The 15,844-nt window shown below is 59.1% G+C and carries 15 protein-coding genes; 6 read left to right on the forward strand and 9 right to left on the reverse strand.

Annotation, left to right across the window (positions count from 1 at the left end):
- Nucleotides 1-27: 27 nt before the first annotated feature.
- Nucleotides 28-732, reverse strand: coding sequence for an adenylate/guanylate cyclase domain-containing protein (locus ACH79_RS37390; RefSeq protein WP_161855376.1), 705 nt, complete (start codon nucleotides 730-732; stop codon nucleotides 28-30).
- Nucleotides 733-736: 4 nt separating this feature from the next.
- Complete coding sequence (locus ACH79_RS37395) at nucleotides 737-1,243, reverse strand: Pycsar system effector family protein (protein WP_161855377.1); 507 nt, start codon at nucleotides 1,241-1,243, stop codon at nucleotides 737-739.
- Between the two features lie 306 nt (nucleotides 1,244-1,549).
- Here ACH79_RS37395 and ACH79_RS37400 point away from each other — a divergent pair, with 306 nt between their 5' ends.
- From ACH79_RS37400 to ACH79_RS37420, 5 genes are all read left to right on the forward strand, one after another.
- Nucleotides 1,550-3,082 carry a transcriptional regulator gene (locus ACH79_RS37400; protein ID WP_161855378.1) on the forward strand — a complete coding sequence of 511 codons (1,533 nt, stop codon included), beginning with the start codon at nucleotides 1,550-1,552 and terminating at the stop codon, nucleotides 3,080-3,082.
- Entirely contained in the window at nucleotides 3,083-3,871 is a 789-nt protein-coding gene (locus ACH79_RS37405; RefSeq protein WP_161855379.1) for an E2 domain-associated cysteine-rich protein, read from the forward strand.
- A gap of 10 nt (nucleotides 3,872-3,881) precedes the next feature.
- Entirely contained in the window at nucleotides 3,882-4,790 is a 909-nt protein-coding gene (locus ACH79_RS37410; protein WP_161855380.1) for a TIR domain-containing protein, read from the forward strand.
- A 34-nt stretch (nucleotides 4,791-4,824) separates the two neighbouring features.
- Nucleotides 4,825-6,345, forward strand: coding sequence for a DUF2235 domain-containing protein (locus ACH79_RS37415; RefSeq protein ID WP_161855381.1), 1,521 nt, complete (start codon nucleotides 4,825-4,827; stop codon nucleotides 6,343-6,345).
- Between the two features lie 125 nt (nucleotides 6,346-6,470).
- Nucleotides 6,471-9,062 carry an NACHT domain-containing NTPase gene (locus ACH79_RS37420; RefSeq protein ID WP_161855382.1) on the forward strand — a complete coding sequence of 864 codons (2,592 nt, stop codon included), beginning with the start codon at nucleotides 6,471-6,473 and terminating at the stop codon, nucleotides 9,060-9,062.
- A 788-nt stretch (nucleotides 9,063-9,850) separates the two neighbouring features.
- Here ACH79_RS37420 and ACH79_RS37425 read toward each other — a convergent pair.
- Nucleotides 9,851-10,078, reverse strand: coding sequence for a helix-turn-helix domain-containing protein (locus ACH79_RS37425; RefSeq protein WP_371419319.1), 228 nt, complete (start codon nucleotides 10,076-10,078; stop codon nucleotides 9,851-9,853).
- A gap of 268 nt (nucleotides 10,079-10,346) precedes the next feature.
- On the opposite strand from ACH79_RS37425, the gene ACH79_RS37430 reads away from it, so the two are divergent.
- Nucleotides 10,347-10,595, forward strand: coding sequence for a hypothetical protein (locus tag ACH79_RS37430; protein ID WP_161855383.1), 249 nt, complete (start codon nucleotides 10,347-10,349; stop codon nucleotides 10,593-10,595).
- A 40-nt stretch (nucleotides 10,596-10,635) separates the two neighbouring features.
- On the opposite strand, the gene ACH79_RS37435 is transcribed toward ACH79_RS37430, so the two are convergent.
- Genes ACH79_RS37435 through trbJ form a run of 6 tightly spaced genes read right to left on the reverse strand, consistent with a single transcriptional unit; the run spans nucleotide 10,636 to nucleotide 15,834 of the window.
- Nucleotides 10,636-10,887, reverse strand: coding sequence for a DUF2274 domain-containing protein (locus ACH79_RS37435; protein ID WP_246738284.1), 252 nt, complete (start codon nucleotides 10,885-10,887; stop codon nucleotides 10,636-10,638).
- On the reverse strand, nucleotides 10,887-12,164 hold the full coding sequence (locus ACH79_RS37440) for a TrbI/VirB10 family protein (protein WP_202639111.1): 1,278 nt from the start codon (nucleotides 12,162-12,164) through the stop codon (nucleotides 10,887-10,889). The genes ACH79_RS37435 and ACH79_RS37440 overlap by 1 nt, the downstream gene beginning before the upstream one ends.
- Nucleotides 12,161-13,186 (reverse strand): P-type conjugative transfer protein TrbG, encoded by a 1,026-nt coding sequence (gene trbG / locus ACH79_RS37445; RefSeq protein ID WP_246738285.1) that lies wholly within the window; start codon nucleotides 13,184-13,186, stop codon nucleotides 12,161-12,163. Before trbG ends, ACH79_RS37440 begins: the two co-directional genes overlap by 4 nt.
- Nucleotides 13,183-13,887 (reverse strand): conjugal transfer protein TrbF, encoded by a 705-nt coding sequence (trbF, locus tag ACH79_RS37450; protein ID WP_161855384.1) that lies wholly within the window; start codon nucleotides 13,885-13,887, stop codon nucleotides 13,183-13,185. The genes trbG and trbF overlap by 4 nt, the downstream gene beginning before the upstream one ends.
- Before the next feature lie 4 nt (nucleotides 13,888-13,891).
- Nucleotides 13,892-15,067 carry a P-type conjugative transfer protein TrbL gene (gene trbL, locus ACH79_RS37455; RefSeq protein WP_161855385.1) on the reverse strand — a complete coding sequence of 392 codons (1,176 nt, stop codon included), beginning with the start codon at nucleotides 15,065-15,067 and terminating at the stop codon, nucleotides 13,892-13,894.
- An 11-nt stretch (nucleotides 15,068-15,078) separates the two neighbouring features.
- Nucleotides 15,079-15,834, reverse strand: coding sequence for a P-type conjugative transfer protein TrbJ (gene trbJ / locus ACH79_RS37460; RefSeq protein ID WP_161855386.1), 756 nt, complete (start codon nucleotides 15,832-15,834; stop codon nucleotides 15,079-15,081).
- Nucleotides 15,835-15,844 lie beyond the last annotated feature (10 nt).

Raw genomic sequence — 15,844 nt, forward strand, 5'->3', positions numbered from 1 at the left:
GGCGCCGACAACTTGAGCAATTCGTCCTCAAAGCTTCCAAGTCCACGACGACCGGAAGACCCTCTCTACGGGACCGTTAGTCCACCGACGCTCTTCCCACATGGGACGCCCGTCAGAACTAGTCTTGGCCTCAGCGGCGGCGGCATCGTAGGCCGTGCCAGAGATGAACGTATTGAACGGAGGTTCCCGGAGGCTACAGAGCTTCGCGGCGATATTGGGAGCGCGTCCCACCCAGATTAGATCGTTACTATTGCGAACTCCGCCTCGTACCGCGAGCACATCGCTGGTGTCGACGCCAGTACCATGACCCAGCACATGGGTGCCGTCCCGCAAAGCCTCGTACTTTGCTTCAAAGCGAGGCTTTAGGATATTTTTGAACACATAGTTGATCTTCAGGGCGCACTTCACCGCCGATGTGTTCTTCGATCCACCGACGAAGACGCCCATAACTCGATCACCGTCGAAGCTGCGGACTTCCCCGCCAGAGACCTTGATCAGGCGGGACGATGCCGCCAGAAACGCCTTGCATACCCTTGCGGTTACTCTCCTGTCCCACATAGCCAGCTTGGTCGAGTCCGCGAGGTCAGCATAAAGGAAGGTCGCCGAGAGCTTTACCCCTCCTCCAGCAAGCGCAACTGTGTCCGTTGTCGGGACTACCTGGCCGTCCCTAATATTCCAAGCATCCTTCAGGACGCCGCCGACGTCACCTCCGATATCGTCAAGAACTCCCATGTGGCTACTTCAGCGGCCAGGTTGAGCGCAATTGCGCCGCAGCGGCCATTGTTGCGACCCATGGCACAATTGAAAGCATCGTGAGCATAAAGGCGCACTTCAGGAAATCGAACTTCTCTCTCAGAATCGTCGAATTTCGCCAGATCTGCTCGGTCACGTCGTTAACGTGGTCGATGTCGGTTCTCGACGTGAAGCGCTCGCCGAACTCCTTAGCTGACTGCTTTGCGATCGACCGAAAATAGATCATTGAGTTATCGTCGCCGACCAAATGGGGAAAAACGCAGCGATAGACGTAGACGATGCTCGCCACGGCAAGCGCCAGAAATGCCAGGGCAAGGGCTATGACATACCAATGTTCGAAGTCCTCCTTGCGCATGTTGAGGGCTACGAATCCCAGCATGCCCGTGTTGACGGCGAAGAGGAATGAAGCCTTGGCTTCGACCCGCGGAAAAAAGCCCAGAACGCGATCGAGTTGTTTCTCCGATCGTGCGTTTGCGGACTCACTCACCATAGTATTCTTCCCGTGGGCGGGGGCCGATTCGGGGATTCGAAACACGGTTCAATCTCGAAGAAGGCCACACGAAACCGCCACTTTAAAATAGTACCGAAAAGACAACGATATCAACATTTTGTGGCACGGTGGATGATCAGGGTCTTCATCTTGCATTTTCTCGCTAAGAGGTGCAAAAAATGGCCCGTCCCGATACCCTAGCTGATTCGCCACCATCGGTCGCACCGAAGGCGGCATAGGAAGGTGTCGGGCCGAAGTGCTTAGTCGAACAAAGGGTGAATATCGTTGCCCTCGAAGGAGCGTCCCGTGAGCAATTCCTGGAAGTACGACCGCGCCAAAGACGCGATCGACAAGCGTCTGGAAGAAGTGAAGACGGTCGAAATCGTCGACTACAAGCGCGACATGTCGCTGGAGTCGATTCCGACGACCAAGGCCTACCGCGTCGACGGTGTGCACATGTACGCCGACATTTTGAACCTGTCGGACATTCTCGGCACGACCGCCGCCGAGGGCGAGCGCTGCCACAAGCGGGCGCTTCGCTTCCTCAACCTGCATCAGCGGGCGGTTCGCCGGATTCTTGCCCGATGCGATGTCCGGCGCGTCGACTTCCATAACCAGCGCCTTCATTCGCTCGTGACCAAGCCTTACGGCGCGGATGAGGAGAAAAAGCGAGTCTGTCGCGGGGTCGCGATTGGGAAACTGATTATCGACGTGCTCGCCGAGACCGGCGACGACGATGAGGATATTCCGAATGCGAAGGTGCGGATCGGCATCGACACAGGTGTGACGCTCTCCGTCAACAACGGCCGGAGCGGCAACCGCGAGCCGCTGTTTCTGGGGTCTGCCGCGAATCTCGCCGCCAAGCTCGCATCGAACTGGAAAGCCGAGGGAGTCTTCCTGACGAACGTTGCCCGCAAGGCCGCCGGACTGTCGGAAGTCGATGCGGGTACCGAAGGGACGTCTCCCCTCAGCGCCGACGAGATCAAACAGTGCCAGGACGAAGCCAAGCTTGACGTCACTAAGGACGAGATCGTCAAGGAATGGCGGAAAGACAACGAGGAAAACCCCATCGGTTCGTTTGAATTCTCCCGTCCGACGCCACCCTTGCGTAACTTGGATATCTCGGTCCTGACCCCGGCGAACTCGCGACGGATGGAAGCCGTATCGACCTATGCCGACCTCGACGGGTTCACCAAGTACGTCGCCAAGCATATCGACAAGAATGCCGAGGATGTCGTCCGCTGCTTCCATGTAATCCGTTCCGAACTCGATCGCGTCCTTTCGTCCGATTTCGGCGGCCGCCGGATCCGGTTCATTGGGGACTGCATTCACGGGCTTTTGATGGAAGGGACAGCGCACACCACCGATGATGAGGAAACCATCTCAACGGCAACCATTTGCGCCGGGGGGCTGCGAAGCAGCTTCAATCTGGCGCTCGAGCGCCTGGAGGCAAACAAGATCGACATAGACGGGCTGGGTTTGGCCATCGGCTTCGAGTTCGGTGCAATGACGGTCACGAGATTGGGCATGCAGGGCGACCGGGTACGATGTTCCGTCAGCCGCGGCGTGCTGGCGTCCGAGGACGAACAGTGCCGGTGTTCTGGCACGGAAACGGCCATCGGGCAGGAGGCCTACGACGCCGGCAGTGGCGCCGTTCAGAAGCTGTTCGGAAAGAGCCGAAAGATCGCTGGCCTCGATTACGACTCGGCGGTCGATGCCCTTGCAGCCGATGGCGACAAGGTCGCCAAGGCGGCGACTGTTGCAGCCTTCTCGGTATCGGCGCCCGCGATGGCGAAGGCGGTCGAGCAGCCCTTCCGCCCTTACGGCGAACCGGCCTAGATGGCGGACAATCCGCTGAAATTTGTGCGGGACAACGCGAATGCGCACCACGCGGAGCCGATCGACGTCGCCTCCGATTTTGCGACGTTCGACGTCACGCCTCCCATGGTTTCGGGAAGGCCGGCAACTACGTTTCGTGTCCGCGTTGAGCCCGCAGGCGACAGCGTCAGGGTGCGGGAGGAGCGGCCCACACTGCTCCCTTCCGTATGCCCGGAGCGGCACATCAGCCACGATGGCTCGTTCTGCCTGTACTGGCCGGAGATGGAACCGATAACGACGCTCGAAACCGCCGGCGCGGAAGCCTGGTGGAGGAAGCTTTTGGTCTTTCTGAAAAGGCAACAAACAGCCTCCGCGCAGCGCCGATGGCCCGGCAGATCGGATGCCCGTGCTCACGGTCCGGAAGCTGCGCGAAATCAGATGGTGGCCGAAAAGGCCGCTTCGGAACTCGGCCCCCAATTCCGGTGCCTCCTGGATGAAGCACGGCTCTCGTCGGTGCGCAGGAAGGCGGGTGGCGAACCGCGTCTAAGACTGCTCCTCGACGGCCGGCGGCTGATGACGGTGAAGGAGCAAAGCCTTCGACTGATGACCAGGCGCTCGCGGTGCAAATGCGACCATGCCGATGACCTTCGTCTCCCGATTTGTGCGTGTGGTAACCATGAGGAGGCATTGAAGGATCTTACGATCGCGTTGCAACGATGGCGAAAGGCCGAAAGCGACTTCTTCCAGGCGTACAGGGTCCAGGGCGTCAAATGCTGCGGAACGCTCGACGACTGCCCGCTCGCAGCATGAGGACGGCATCGTGATCACGAGATTTCAGGGAGAGCGTGGACGCGCACTGCTGATCGAAGAACTCAGAAAGCACAAGATCGCGATCGGAATCCCCGATCTTCCCGAGGCGTTCGCGGACGCCGGAAAGCTCGAAGCCGTATGCAAGGACCAGTCCCTGATCGAGCAAAACGGTTCGGACAACGATACCTATCTGCTCATCGCCGGGACTTATCGGGTCATAGTCAACGGCAAGGAAGTGGCAAGGCGGTTTGCCGGAGATTCGGTCGGCGAGATGGCTACCATCTCCCCGATCCAGAGGCGTTCGGCGTCGATCGTCTCCGAAGACGACGGCGTCGTTTTGAAGATCACGGAACAGGAATTTTCTGCCCTAGCCGCGCGTTTTCCCGAGGTTTGGCGCCGGCTCGCGCAGGAAGTCGCACGGCGGCTCGAGCAGCGGAATATCTTGATCCGGCCGCCGAACGAAAAGATTCGCGTGTTCGTGATCTCCTCGGTAGAGGCATTGCCCGTCGCAAGGGCCATCGAAAACGCCTTCGCATATGATCCCTTCGCAACTATCGTTTGGGCCAACGGCGTGTTTCGCGTCACGAACTACACTCTGGAGTCGCTCGAGAATGAACTCGACCGGTGCGACTTCGCGATCGCGATTGCCCACCCGGACGACCAGACCAAAGTACGTGACGAGGATTGGCCGACCCCGCGCGACAACGTCGTGTTCGAACTCGGTTTCTTCATGGGACGCCTGGGACGCAGCCGTGCAATCCTGATGGAGCCGCGAGGAACGCGAGTGAAGCTGCCGAGCGACCTGGCGGGCATTAGCACGATACGCTACCGCTTCGATCCGAACGAGGCAGCCGCCAGCATGGGGCCGGCATGCAACGAACTGCGCGATCACATCATGAAATTGGGACGAAATATCTAAATTCAGGATCCGTGGGCGGCCGAAGGGAGGGGAAATGCCGAAGAACATCGTAATCTTCTCCGACGGTACGGGCCAGGACGGTGGCGCGCGCCCGGAGCAACGAATATCGAATATCTACAAGATGTATCGGATTTGCCGGGACCACGCCGACACCGCCATTGACCCGTCGCAGCAGGTGGTCTTTTACGACGCCGGGCTCGGGACCGACATCGGAACGACCGCCCTCACCGCTCCTGTCCGTTTCGTCCAGAAACTTCTTGGATCGGTGACGGGCGCCGGGATCAAGCGAAACATTGCCGACTGCTACGAATTCATCATCAACCACTACCAGCCTGGTGACAGAGTCTATCTGTTCGGCTTTAGTAGAGGCGCGTACACCGTCCGCAGCGTCGCGAACCTGCTGATGCTGTGCGGCATCCCAACGAAGACACCTGCCGGTCCCCTAATGCGGTTTCGAAAGGCCGCGCGCGACATCGCCTTGGAAGCCGTCGACACTGTGCTCGAGCACGGCGCCGGCCACCCTCGCGCAGAATTCGAGGACGAGCGCCTGGAATTGGCACGCCGCTTTCAGGTAAAGTACGGCTCGGGTGATGGATCGGACTCCAATGCCGCCCCCTATTTCATCGGTGTGTTCGACACCGTCGCCGCGCTCGGCGCCAGCGGAATGCGATATGTTATCATCCAGGCAGGGTTGTCAGCCGGCGTGTCGCTTGCGGCGTTCATCGGCGGCTTTATTCCCGCGGTCGGCCTTGCTGCGTTAAGTAGCTGGGCTTTCGGAACGGGATTCATGGTCGCGGGCTTCTTGCTTCAAGTCCTCATCGTGGCCGCTGCAAATGCCCTGTTTTGGTACTGGCAGAACAAGGCCACCACCAAGACCATCATGGATTACCCCGAACCCGGTCAATCGCGATCCCACAAGGCCATATGGAAGGGTGCAAACTTCGATCGTCTGTTGAGCAGGCACGTCTCGTTTGCGCGGGCTGCCAACGCGATCGACGAGACCCGAAAGGATTTCGATCGCGTTAGCTGGGGCGGCAGCGACAAGGGCGCTCCGCACTTTCCTGGGCATGCTCGGCTTGTTCAATGCTGGTTTGCTGGCAACCATTCCGACATCGGTGGATCGTACCCCGAACCGGAATCAAGGCTCTCCGACATCGTACTCCATTGGATGTGTAAGCAAGCAACCTCCGTACCGGACGGCCTGAAAGCCGGCCCGATCTTCGTCAATGGCTCCAAGATGCCGAACACTGGAGATGCGGGCCCTGCCCTCCACATCTTTCCAGCAGCGGACGGTGTGCAGCACTGCGAAGTAGCCGGCATGCGCGACACGCTAGATGCCTTCGCCGAGAAACTCCCCAAATGGGGTTGGCTACAGCGTTATGTCACAACCATGAATTGGGAGATCAAGGTTCGCGATATAACACATGACGCCCCCATTGATCCGACCGTTAAGACCCGAGCAGATTTCGTAGCCGTAACGCAATGCAGCACTGTAGGGCCGTACAGGCCAGAAGCACTCCGCAAGCACGACGATTTCAAGCTACTCTATAATTGACTGCCGCCGCCGCTGTGTGGCGTTGTGCGCAACTTGCATTATGAGAGCAGATTAAGGACGTCGGGCCGCGAGAGTGTACGAATACAGCTTACGAACACGCGCGTTTGGCGCGTGGAAAGGAACAAATGGCGGCAACTTGGTTGGTGAGCCCCCTGATGGCGTTAGTCAGGCCGGCGGTGTCGGCTGTCGCAGGCGATGTTTACCGCCGTTACCGGATTCAGAAGAAGTTCTCTGCAAAGGATCCCAGCGAGCAATCGCCGGTAATGCGGAAGGCGATCTCTGACCTTGATGTGCTGATCGGAAACGAAGGATTGCTGACGCAATCGGTCGCTGGAGTGATCGACGAACTCAAGTCGTCGGGAATACTAGAGCTCATAGCGAGAGACGCATTCTACGAGAGCGACGACCCCGGGGTACGAACATACTTCGAGGCACTGTTTGCCAGGCACTCTCCTGGACTGGATCGGGCAAAGCAGGAAGCCGCGTGCAAGACATTGTATGCGACCATTCGGTTCATGCTGAGGGAAAGCATTCGGCTGCAGGTGAACCCCGACCTGCTCTTCGTCTTCGACACCGAAATGAAGAACACGCGGACGAGACGTGAAGCTACCCCATCCGAACAGATCAAGATCGTAACCTCGGAAATGCGGCCTGACGCGCTCAAGCGGATCGCCTTGGCGGGGCAGACTCTGCTTGATTCCCGATCAGACGCGAGCGGCACGCTCTCCGGCTTGGAAAGAAAGCAATTCCCCGACTGGGTCTATCTTGCTCCAGCAGTTGTTGAACACAAGATCAAGCACGTCTCGGGATGCCTAATGGGGGCGTACGAATATGTCCGCATCGACGGCCCGGCGGAGCGCACCGTCAATTGCGAAATCGACAAGCTATACATTCCCGCACGGCTTTCAGAAGCCGAATTTTCGATCAAGACCCACGACATCAAGGCAATCGGCCTGCCCGAGGTATCGATCGAGGAACTCCTTTCGAACTCCAACCAATGCGCGGTCATCGGCGATCCCGGCGGTGGCAAGTCGACACTGTCGCAGCGGATATGCCTCGACACGCTGCGTAGTGCCCAGCGCGACGGCAAGTCCCCGATGGCCGTCCGCGTCGAGGTGCGCCGTTTCGTACGCCGAGATAATGCCTCATCGAATCAAAGCCTAATCGAATTCATAACGTCGGAAATCTGCAGACAAGCCGAGATCGAAAATGACGACGAGATGGAGATGTTCGTCCGGCATCTGCTCCATTTCGGTCGCATCATTATCGTGTTCGACGGTATCGACGAGATCATTTCGTCACCGAAGCGGCGGCAGTTAATCGACGTCACGCAACAACTCGCCAACCGTTTTCTCCAGGTCCATTTCATATTTACTTGCCGGACCGATTTCTTGGTCACCCCGATACGCGGTGTCCGCCTCTTCGAGCTGCAACCTTTTATCCCTACTGAAATCGATTCTTATTTCCGCTCTGCGAGCAAGCATGTCTTTCAGATGGACGATGTCGAGATCGACCAGCGGGCGCCGGAGTTCTCCAGACAGGCGTACCAATACGCTCCAGAGTTCGTCGTCAATCCGTTGCTGCTGGCACTGATCGTGTGGATCTACAACGTTGCGCAGAGGATACCCGACAACAGGATCGAACTATACCGCGAGTGTTCAGAACTTCTCTTCCGACGCTGGGATAGCTTGAAGGAAATCGACCCGGAACTTCCGGATTCGCACTGGCTATTTCAACTCGTGACAGAGATTGCCCATCGGCTTTACCTTATCGACCGGAAGAGCGAGGGAGATTCCGGCGCGGAGTGGCTTAAGCAGACCGCGCTGAATTTCTTCCGAAAGGTCTACGACGGCGACGTCGAAAACAGAGCGCGTGCCGCGGCGGAACGCTTCGTGGGACATCTCATCGGCCGTTCCTGGGTGTTGCAGGAACGGATCGGTGGAGTCTTCGAATTTACCCATCGGACTTTCATGGAGTACTATTTTGCACGGTGGCTCGACGACGGTTACGACGGCATAAAGACGCTGTTCGACTACGTCGCACGCAGGATCCGGGCCGGCGAGTGGACAGTGCCGATCCATCTGGCCTTCCAACTAAAATGTGCCGGAAAGCTGCGCTCCGCGGAATCTCTGACAGCAGAGTTGCTGCGCCTGATCGAAGAGACCAGGGCGTCTGATGCCGCATGGGAGAATGCGGACGGCGGGGAAAGGCGGCGGCTCAAAGCGGAAGGCAAGGCGCCAACCGTGTTCCCGGAGACGCCGAATGTACTGCAATTCATCGTGGCCAGTATTGGCTACATCCAACCCAGCGAGGCAGCCGTCGTCCGCCTAACGAAAGCTCTCACGAATGCGGTCGCATCCAAGAAGGACGCGAAGGATGAATGGTTTTCGGTCGTCGGCGGAATCGTGGCATCACCGACGCCCTTCCACGACGCGATCGCCGAAGGTGTATATCAGTCGCTGGCGGACGACATCGCCGTCGGGAAAGGTTATACGGTCGGATTCGTCGTCGACTGGCTGTATTCTTGCTACCTCTCGAAGCGAAGCAAGCATGCGGTGCCGTTCAGCGGCCATGTCCTCCGCTTCGAGTGGATCGGCAGGACGTCGACGGGAATATCCGAGACTTTGCGCTCGGTTGGATCGCAGGCAAACATTCGATGTTTCGTCCATCGGTTCGCACCGAGTACGTTAGCCACCGGCAAGCCTTTAGTGGCCTGAACCGATCATGACGAAGTTGCCGATATCGCCTCATCACGTGGCGCACGAGCTTAGTGGCCGAAATCTAAAGTCGGTCCGTCAAAATGATTCCGTATCAACCTGACCAGGGCCGCATGGGCCTTGGTATCGCCAGCGATGAGGCCCAACAATCTCTTGCCGTCGTCAACTTTATCGACACCAAATAGGGGTACCCGTACTCAGCTCAGCTGCTTGAAGGAAATCTTGTATTCTTCCAATTTTGGCGCAGGCATGCCGAGACTCAAGCACCAAATGTTCACGGCGCGCGTCCTTGCTCAGCCGAACCAGCATTAAGGGCACACTCCCCGCCAAGCGCCCTAGATACGCCAATCGCCGCCGCATGCTCCACAACAAAAGCGATAGGTAGCCGAAGCCCCGGCGACCAGAGCGCCGAACAAGATCAATAGGACCGTCCACTTAGCGAAGTGCCCCGCCGTCTAGCCATGAAAATCGCAACTTTGTCTAGCCGCGTCCCGGCCGCGTCTTTTGGCGGTCTTGAGGCTCCGAGATAGGAAAAGGGCGGCCCTCATTACTTTGCTGCCCCTACCCGGAAAGCGCTATCACCCCGGGGCATTGGATCTGCCCAGGCAAAACATCCACCGCGGAGTTAAGGAAGCTCGCACCGACGAACTGCGGGATTACGGCTCAATGTGGAGTTGAACCAAAAGCGGCCAAGTTACCTATTGGGCCTTGACCCAGTGTGACGAGCTGGGTTTGACGAACCTTGGTACCCCCGAAGGTTTCTCCCTTCTCGGAGCGAAACTGCTACGCTAATCGACTTGAAAAAACGAAACGGGGCTGACGTTCAGAGCAACTGACAGCTGTTCGAGAGCGTCGACCGTCGGCGAGTTTTCTTCGCGCTCTATCATCCCAACATAATTTCGATTGAGATTGGCGCGATCCGCGAGTTCCTCCTGTGTGAGGCCGCTCTGCTGCCGAAGCCTTCTGAGATTTCGAGCTACCGTCCGCCGCAATTTCATGCGGCAAGACGGCATCATCAGTTGCGTTTACTCCACCTAGTATACTAGGTATTACGAGGCATCTCTTTTGCACCCAATGCTATGGATTTCGGCAGATGTCTGGTCGAGGAATTCCGCCCATCGAACCCTTTGTCGAGCGAACTGAGCCCGGAGGGAATGGAGCGGGCAAGCGGGTATATCGATTCGGATACAGGCTGGAAGGAACGAAGGAAGTTCTTTCTGCGATCGATATTCCAGCAAAAATGTCGAACTTGCCCTAACCGATGGTTTTTCGGTGGGCACTAAAATGACGCCCACTGGAGATGTCTCGCCGATTCTCAGTGGTCGTGAAGAGATGGAATTTGCGCCGAGTGCCTTTTGGGCTAATGCGTCTGTCGAACAATTGGTGGCTGAGGCTCTTTCCTCGGAAAGCCTCCGTCTAGAAGAAGCCGGTAGCGCCGAGTTAAGCATTCTACAGCAGCGGCTAGAACGCGCGACGAGCCTTGTGAAGGAAGCCATCGAACGTCTAACTAACCCGAGCAAGGCTATTTCCTAACTAGTCTCGACGGCTTTTGCCCTTGGTCGTTCTAATAGCCTTATTGTTGGGGTTTCGAAGACACGCTGCCTGAAGCCTCCTTCGCCGGCCGGCTGGCTCGCCGGAAATCCGCATCGCTATCTAGAAACGCCTCAAGCATAGACGGTACGAGATCGGCCACCTCCTCCCGTGTACCGTAGGTCTCTGCGTAAAAGTCGGCGTAGTCGCGAAGCCGCGCCGCAAGGGTCGGCGTTAGCGTCGTGCTGAGCTTGACCGGGGTTCGGTCGGGCAGCTTCGAAAGCTTCATCAGCATTACCTCGCCTTGGCCGCCGTCTGCATGTCTTGATACGGCTTCAGCACCAGATCCTTTGAAACAATGACGCGCAACGGCCAACCAGGTCGCACTGTGATGGTGGGCTGTACGTCGAGTTGACGTTCGATGAGCCGCTGACCTGCCCTATTGGTCGTCTGCTGAATGCTCTCACGCAGCGCCTTGACGAGATCACTCTCGTCATTACCAAGCGAGAGCTGGGTCCCGATGCCGAGAAGCGTCGCCAGGCCAATTCCCTTGAGCAATTGCCACGTATGGAAATCGACCTCGTCCTCCAGCCCAGCATAGCCCGCCACGTCTGTGGCCGGCAAATTCTCGATCACGATCGAGTTTCCATTCGGCAGGATGAGCCGCGTCCACACAACGAGAGCCCTCTTCTGGCCAAAGGCAACGACGCTGTCGTATTTGCCAACGAGCTTCGTTCCCTGCGGCACCAGGAGATGCTCGCCAGTCACGGTGTCGAAGACGTTTTCCGTTACCTGGGCGATCGTCGATCCCGGCAGATCAGAATTCAAGCCAGTGATTAGGCTCGCCGGAATGATCGATCCCGCCATGATTGCGTAGGGCGACGGCGCGGCTGTGAGGCTGTGAGGGTTGGTCGTTTCCTTGTCGGCTTTGGCGCTAACGAAAGCGAGCTTGCGCGCCTGGGACGACGGAATGATTTCGCTGGAGCGGTCGTTCACTCCGTGGGCCCTTGCAAGGAGATCGGCTGTCGTCGGAGCGTTGTCCGCAGGTGCCGGACGAAATGCCGAAGGCTGCTCAGTGGTTGTGACCGCGGCCGCTGGCTGTTTGCGCCGGTCCTGCTTGTCGGACAAGCGAAACAGGAGGCCCGACTCCTTGGCCTGCTGCGCAATTCGGGCCTGGCGGATCCGCTCTGCCCGTTCAACATCCTGCTCCGGATTAGCCTGGAACGGCGTTTCGGATGGGCTTGCCCCTAGTTTCTTCTCACTCTCGGCGAAGGCGCGACCGACATCGCCGGGCGACGGTGGGCCAAGCTTCGGGGTCAAGTCCTGGTAGGATTTGGGCAGCTTGGTGAGCCCGTCAGCCGTCTGCTTGCGGTCGGTGTTGTACAACTCGGTTCGTTCGGAGGGCTTGAACATCCGAGGCGGACTGAGCGCGATGATCGTAGCACCCGCGATGAACAACGCTGCGACCGCGCAGCCAATCATAAGGGTGCGCTTGTTGAGACGGCGGATCGGCCGCGGCCGTGCCCGCAATTCCAGCCGCTCCGGTGGCACCTTGTCGGAATCCTCGGTCACGATGCGCCTCCAGTGCTGAAGATCTGCGAGACCGGGCGCGCATCGGTGCGGATAATCCGAACTGTGCGCTGAGGATTCTCGCCCAGGCGAAGCTCGGCGGCGCCGAACATCCGGTCGACGATGTAATAAGAGCCTCGCACGCGATAATTGACGAGGTTAGGCCGGCCATCGGCGCCGGCGATGAAGAGCGGGGGCGCTTCGCCTTGGGAGAGACCCGACGGCATCTGAATAAAGACCTTATGGCCATCGTCGAACGCGCGCAGCGGCCGCCACGGCGGATCGTCCCCCTCGATACGGTAGCGGAAGTTCAAACTGTCCAGCCGGACGCCGCGATCAGCGACACGCTGTTCAGTCTCCTGAGCCGCCTGGTTCTGCTTATGCAGCGCGACCAAGCTATCGGTTGGATAGGTCCAGGAGATTGAGGCCATGTAGGTTTGCTTGGTCGAGACGAGCTCGAGGTGGTAGGTGCGCCGGTCGGTCAGGACCACGAGATTGGTCTGAATGTCCGGCAGCGTCGGCTTGACCAGGATATGAACGCGCCGTGTGCTCCCCTGCCCGCTGATCGTATCAGCGATGACCCAGCGCACGGTGTCGCCGGTTGAGACGTCGATCAGCTCTTCGGCCGGCTGCAGCACGATGGTGGAGACCTTTTCCGGGCTGGTGTAAAGCCGATAAAGCGCGCCTTCAGTCCAGGGGTAGACCTGAATGGCATTGATATAGCCTGCCCGGGTCGGCTCGATCCGCGCGGCCTTGTTGGCAGTGGCAACGGCCTGCTCTGGCGGAACCGTTTCGCCTTTCTTGCCTTTGGCCGGCCAAGGCTTGAGCTGGCCAGGCAGGGGCAACACCTTGGGTACCTCCACGACCTGAACTGGCGCAGGCGGATCAGTTTCCGGAAGAGCCTTCTCGAAGCTCAACTCGTCATACGGCGCCTCTAGATTCAGTTTCGTGGCGCAGCCCCCAAGTGTGATGGCCAACGCAAGGATGCTGACCGACGCGCGGCTCTTCATGGCAAAGGACATCATTTTGCGTCTCCGATCAGGTCGCGCGACCAGTTGAGAGAATGAACGTAGAGACCGAGCGGATTTTTCCGCAACGTCTCGGCGGTGGTGGGAGGTTTCAGGATGACCGTTACGACGCCGGTGAAGCGCTCGGTCTTCGTCACCGCGCCGTTCTCAAAGGTGCTCTCCATCCAGCGAATCTCGAAACTGTCGCCGGATGCACGGACGACCGAGATCACGTCGGCGGTAGCGGTTTTCGTGCCGATCTTGGTGAAGGGGTCGGTTTCGCGGGCATACTCGTTGAGCGCCTGTGCGCCGCGATCGGTGACAAAGTCATACGCCCGAAGCCAGTTCATCCGTACAATGACCGGGTCGATCGACAGCGAGCGGACGTTTTCGATGAAGCGCGCCAGGAAGTGCGCGATCTGGGCATCGGACGGCCGGTAGGTCTCGAATGCCGGACCAACCGCGCGCACCTCGCCGAGGCGATCAACCTCGACCACGTACGGCACTACGCTGGACCGGCCGATCAACGCTGTCAGCGTGAGACCCAACACCGTTGAAAGCGCCGTAGCGGCCAGGGCCGCAATCCGCCAGTTGCTGGCCTGGACGCGGGCCGAGCCCATCCGCTCGTCCCAGACCTGCTGCGCCTTCTGGTAGGGCGTAACAGGTTCCGGCGTGTTGCCGTAGCGCACGGACGGACGCTGGAAGGGGTGGAACGCCATGCTTTCAATCCTCTCTCAGCCTTGGACCGGAGGATTGGCTGCCTTTGTCACCTTCTTTCAGGCTCTGGCTGACGACGCGCGCCGCTTCCTTGACGTGCTGCCCCCGGCGGAACTGGCTAGCAAGACCCGACGGCCTGCCACTGGTTGAGGCGGAGCCGTCACCGCCCGGCCCGCCCGAATTCGCTGGCTGGGAACCCTGGCGGGCGGCATCTGCCGCCGAAGTAGCCCCACTTGCCGACGTGCCGGCAAGCGAGGCAGCTGAACGCAGCGCGCCCATTGATCCGCCCGCCGCCATCCGCAAACCGCCGAGCGCCAGCGCACCGCCACCGATCGCGACCGCTGCGGCCCCCGCCACTGTGCCGGCAGCTGCACCCGCCCCAAGTTGAGGCGCGCCCGACACCAGACCTGCGGCAATGCCTGGCCCAAAGATGCCGAGCCCGAACAGTGAGAGCGCGGCGAGCAGCAGGCTCATGGCAGAAACGATATCGACCGGCCGGGTCAGCGTCCTGGAAAGCTCGCCGAAGATGGTCGATCCGATGCCGATGATGATCGCAAGCACCATCACCTTGACGCCGGATGCAATCACATTGCCGAGCGTCTTTTCCGCAAGGAAAGACGTTTTGCCCCAGAGCGCAAACGGCACCAGGATAAAGCTTGCAAGCGTTGTCAGCTTGAACTCGATCAAGGTGACGAAGAGCTGGACCGAGAGTACGAAGAACGCGAGCACGATCACGATCCAGCAGAACAGCAGGATCAGAATCGTCGGCAGGTTGGCAAGCATCTCGAAGCCCGAAAACTGGCCGGTTTCCTCGAGCAGCGGATGCGCCGCGGTGAATCCTGTCGAGGCCACAAAGCCCGGCCGCATCAGATCCGCCGCGCTCAGTGACCCTCCGCTTGCCTTCAGCCCGATGCTTGAGAACGAGCTGAAGACGATGCCGGCAAGCGATTTGAAATTGCCAATGATGAAGGCGAATGCCCCGACATAGAGCACTTTTTTGGCAAGCGTAACCATGATGTGATCGTCGGCCCGCAGGCTCCACGCGAGGCCCGCAAGCGTCAAATCGATCACAACCAGCGTGGAGCTTAGAAACGCAACGTCGCCGCCGAGAATTCCAAAGCCGGAATCGATATAGCGCGAGAATGTATCGGTGAAACGGTCGATGACCGCGAGATCAGCCATGGTCCCCTCCTCTACCGTGAGCCGTTGTAAGCCCGACCGTCTCCGATGAAGCGGGTAAAGCGCTCGCGGCCGGCCTCCGCGGAGGCCTGCTGCTCGACCGCTCGCAAGGCCTCGGCTCGGGCCTGTGTCGCGACCAGCGCTTGGGCCTGCAGCGACTGCTTGACCTGAAGCGCAAGCAGTTCGTTGCCGGACTGCTGGGCCTGCAGGGACCCGACGGCGCCCGAAGAATTGGCCATCAGCGTACGGAGCGTCTGCCCGTCCTGGGCGAGCGCGGAGACAATCGTCGCCTGGGTCACCAGCGTTTGCTTCAGCGCCTGATAGGTGTTGTCCCAGCGAGCTGTCGCGTCCTGCACCATCCGGTCTGAGGACACGGCTGCGGTATATTGGCGAGGATAAAACCGCTGAAGATCACCCTGGGTTTTCTGGACGTCGAAGGAGATGCCTTTGGCTTGGGCGATCAGGCTGTTGATCTCGTTAATCTTCGAAGTGAGTTGGCCAACAACGCTGCTCGGCAGGCTCGTCAGGTTCCTGGCGCCGTTGATCAGCATCTGCGCCTCGTTTTCGAGACTCTTGACCTGATTGTTGATCTGATCCAGTGCCCGAGCGGCAGTCAGAATATTCTGGCTATAGTTCGAGGGATCGAACACGACGATCTGCGCTCCGGGTCGTCGTGACCCACTCACCGTAACCACCAGTGCCAGTCCGATTGCGACGACGCTGGTCGCCAGTTTTCGTGGAACAGTTTTGCCGAGCAGTTTTTCCAGCATCAGATGGACT

It is taken from the genome of Bradyrhizobium sp. CCBAU 051011 (assembly GCF_009930815.1).
In the GTDB taxonomy this organism is placed as follows: Bacteria; Pseudomonadota; Alphaproteobacteria; order Rhizobiales; family Xanthobacteraceae; genus Bradyrhizobium.